Genomic DNA, 1951 nt, shown 5'->3' with positions numbered 1-1951 from the left:
GAATGCCGGTGACTGCGGCGAATGTAGCAGATCCCCTGGCGAAACGGTCCTTTGAGACCTCAGCAGGCAAAGCGACGCTGGAATCATCAGCGACCTGAGAGTGTGGCCCCAAGACTTGTGCCGCCGCCGAAATTGCGGCGATTGCTGTGGGAACACCTGCAACAATCGCTACCTGGGTAAGAACGCCGAAAATCTGGTCTCGGGTTGCACCCGCGCGTACCGCAGTGGGGACATGAAATTTGATGACATCAATTCCCGTTGCGCCCAACGCCGCGCCGGCTGCGATGATAACGAGTTCCCGGGTTTTCAAATCCAAATCGGTGCGGCTGTATACATCGCCGAAGACCCACTCAATCACATAGCGACCAAAATCAGGCGAGCTATCCTTAAATCCATCAAGGTATTCCTCCGTGGGAATGCCGGTGACTGCGGCGAATGTAGCAGATCCCCTGGCGAAACGGTCCTTTGAGACCTCAGCAGGCAAAGCGACGCTGGAATTTACGACTGACATACTCTATCTCCTCGTTTACACTGCACCGTGCGTGCAGTCTCCAACACATACTACATTGCACAGTGCAGTGCAGTCAAGGAAGGTGATGATCATCGTGAACGAAATTAGCGATTCCCCCCCGCAGCGCCGGTCCCTCAACTCGCAGCGACATACCGAAACGAGAGGGAATCCTGGATGCCGCAACGCGCGTCTTCCTCGCGCGAGGCTTTGAAGACACGAGCATGGACCTGGTTGCGCGGGAGGCCTCAGTTGCGCGCCGAACTGTCTACAACCAGTTCGAAAGCAAGGAGGCGCTGTTTATCGCATCCGTAGAGCGAGTATGGAGTGAATTTCCCGTTGTGGAAATTACCGCTGATGAGTCTGTTCTAAGCGATCCGGCGGCTGGTCTGAAGCGGATTGGGGATGCCGTTGTGGATTTTTGGGAACCGCCGATTGCTGTGGCTTTTCTTCGTATGGTTATTAGTGAGGGAACCCGGTTTCCCGACCTGCCAACAACCTTCTTTGAAGCAGGGAAGGCGCCGGCAATGCGAGCTCTGGTAGAGTACCTGAGAACCTTAAGTGCGAACCGCGTGCTTCATGTCGAAGATGCGGAACTTGCAGCTTCACAGTTCTTAGGTTTGCTGAACGAGCCCCTTCTTTGGCTACGAGTTATCGGTATTGGGGATGCTCCATCGAAGGAGCGACGTGAGAAAGTGGTTGCCGAAGGCGTGAGCATGTTCCTCTCTCGCTATGGAAAGCGGCAAATATTGCCAGACAGCTAGGATGTTCACGCCCTAAAAATCATATTTTTATATCAAGGCGTAGCTGTCATCGTGAACCAAGCTCAAAAGGTATTGGCCGTAATTCGTCTTTGCTAGTAGATTTCCGGCTTTCTCGATGACCTCTGGCGTCACCCAGCCTTTCCGATAGGCAATTTCTTCGGGGCATGCGACTTGGAGATTTTGTCGGTCTTGAACTACTCGGACAAACTCACTTGCCTCAAGCAAGGAAGCGTGTGTTCCTGTATCAAACCAGCCATATCCTCGGCCTAACCTGACAACCGAGCACAAACCATTTTCTAAGTAGATATTGTTTACTGATGTTATTTCGAGGGCTCTGTTGCAAAAATCGTGAAGCTTGAGCATGCTTGGCGGAGATTGGACGGACGGAACGATGACGGATTTCAAGTGGCGCCATTTCCAGGGTGATGTGATCCTGTGGGCGGTGCGCTGGTATTGTCGCTATCCGATCAGCTATCGCGACCTTGAGGAAATGCTGGCGGAACGCGGCATTTCGGTCGACCATACGACGATCTATCGCTGGGTCCAGTGCTACGCCCCGGAGATGGAGAAGCGGCTGCGCTGGTTCTGGCGGCGTGGCTTTGATCCGAGCTGGCGCCTGGATGAAACCTACGTCAAGGTGCGGGGCAAGTGGACCTACCTGGGGTTCTAGGGATTTTCC

Annotated in this window: 3 protein-coding genes and 1 pseudogene; 2 read left to right on the top strand and 2 right to left on the bottom strand. The window is 53.8% G+C overall.

What is annotated here, in order from left to right; genetic code table 11:
- Nucleotides 1–511 (bottom strand): carboxymuconolactone decarboxylase family protein (locus CWB65_RS19140; RefSeq protein WP_249365044.1); only part of this gene is annotated, 511 nt, incomplete at its 3' end.
- 110 nt (nucleotides 512–621) lie between these two features.
- Between CWB65_RS19140 and CWB65_RS19135 the strand changes: the two genes are divergently transcribed.
- Entirely contained in the window at nucleotides 622–1272 is a 651-nt protein-coding gene (locus CWB65_RS19135) for a TetR/AcrR family transcriptional regulator (protein WP_079388470.1), read from the top strand.
- A gap of 27 nt (nucleotides 1273–1299) precedes the next feature.
- On the opposite strand, the gene CWB65_RS20280 is transcribed toward CWB65_RS19135, so the two are convergent.
- Nucleotides 1300–1635 (bottom strand): glycosyltransferase family protein, encoded by a 336-nt coding sequence (locus tag CWB65_RS20280; RefSeq protein ID WP_502704850.1) that lies wholly within the window; start codon nucleotides 1633–1635, stop codon nucleotides 1300–1302.
- Between the two features lie 28 nt (nucleotides 1636–1663).
- Here CWB65_RS20280 and CWB65_RS19130 point away from each other — a divergent pair.
- Nucleotides 1664–1933: pseudogene (locus tag CWB65_RS19130) on the top strand (IS6 family transposase); the annotation flags it as partial.
- Nucleotides 1934–1951 lie beyond the last annotated feature (18 nt).

Source organism: Pseudoalteromonas sp. S554, assembly GCF_005930865.1.
Taxonomy (GTDB): domain Bacteria; phylum Pseudomonadota; class Gammaproteobacteria; order Enterobacterales; family Alteromonadaceae; genus Pseudoalteromonas; species Pseudoalteromonas marina.
The sequence above is the reverse complement of the archived record's forward strand: the minus strand, read 5'-3'. Positions and strand labels throughout refer to the sequence as shown.

Excerpts from the sequence above, each read along its gene's own strand:
- CWB65_RS20280 (WP_502704850.1), bottom strand. The coding sequence starts at position 1,635 with ATGCTCAAGCTTCACGATTTTTGCAACAGAGCCCTCGAAATAACATCA.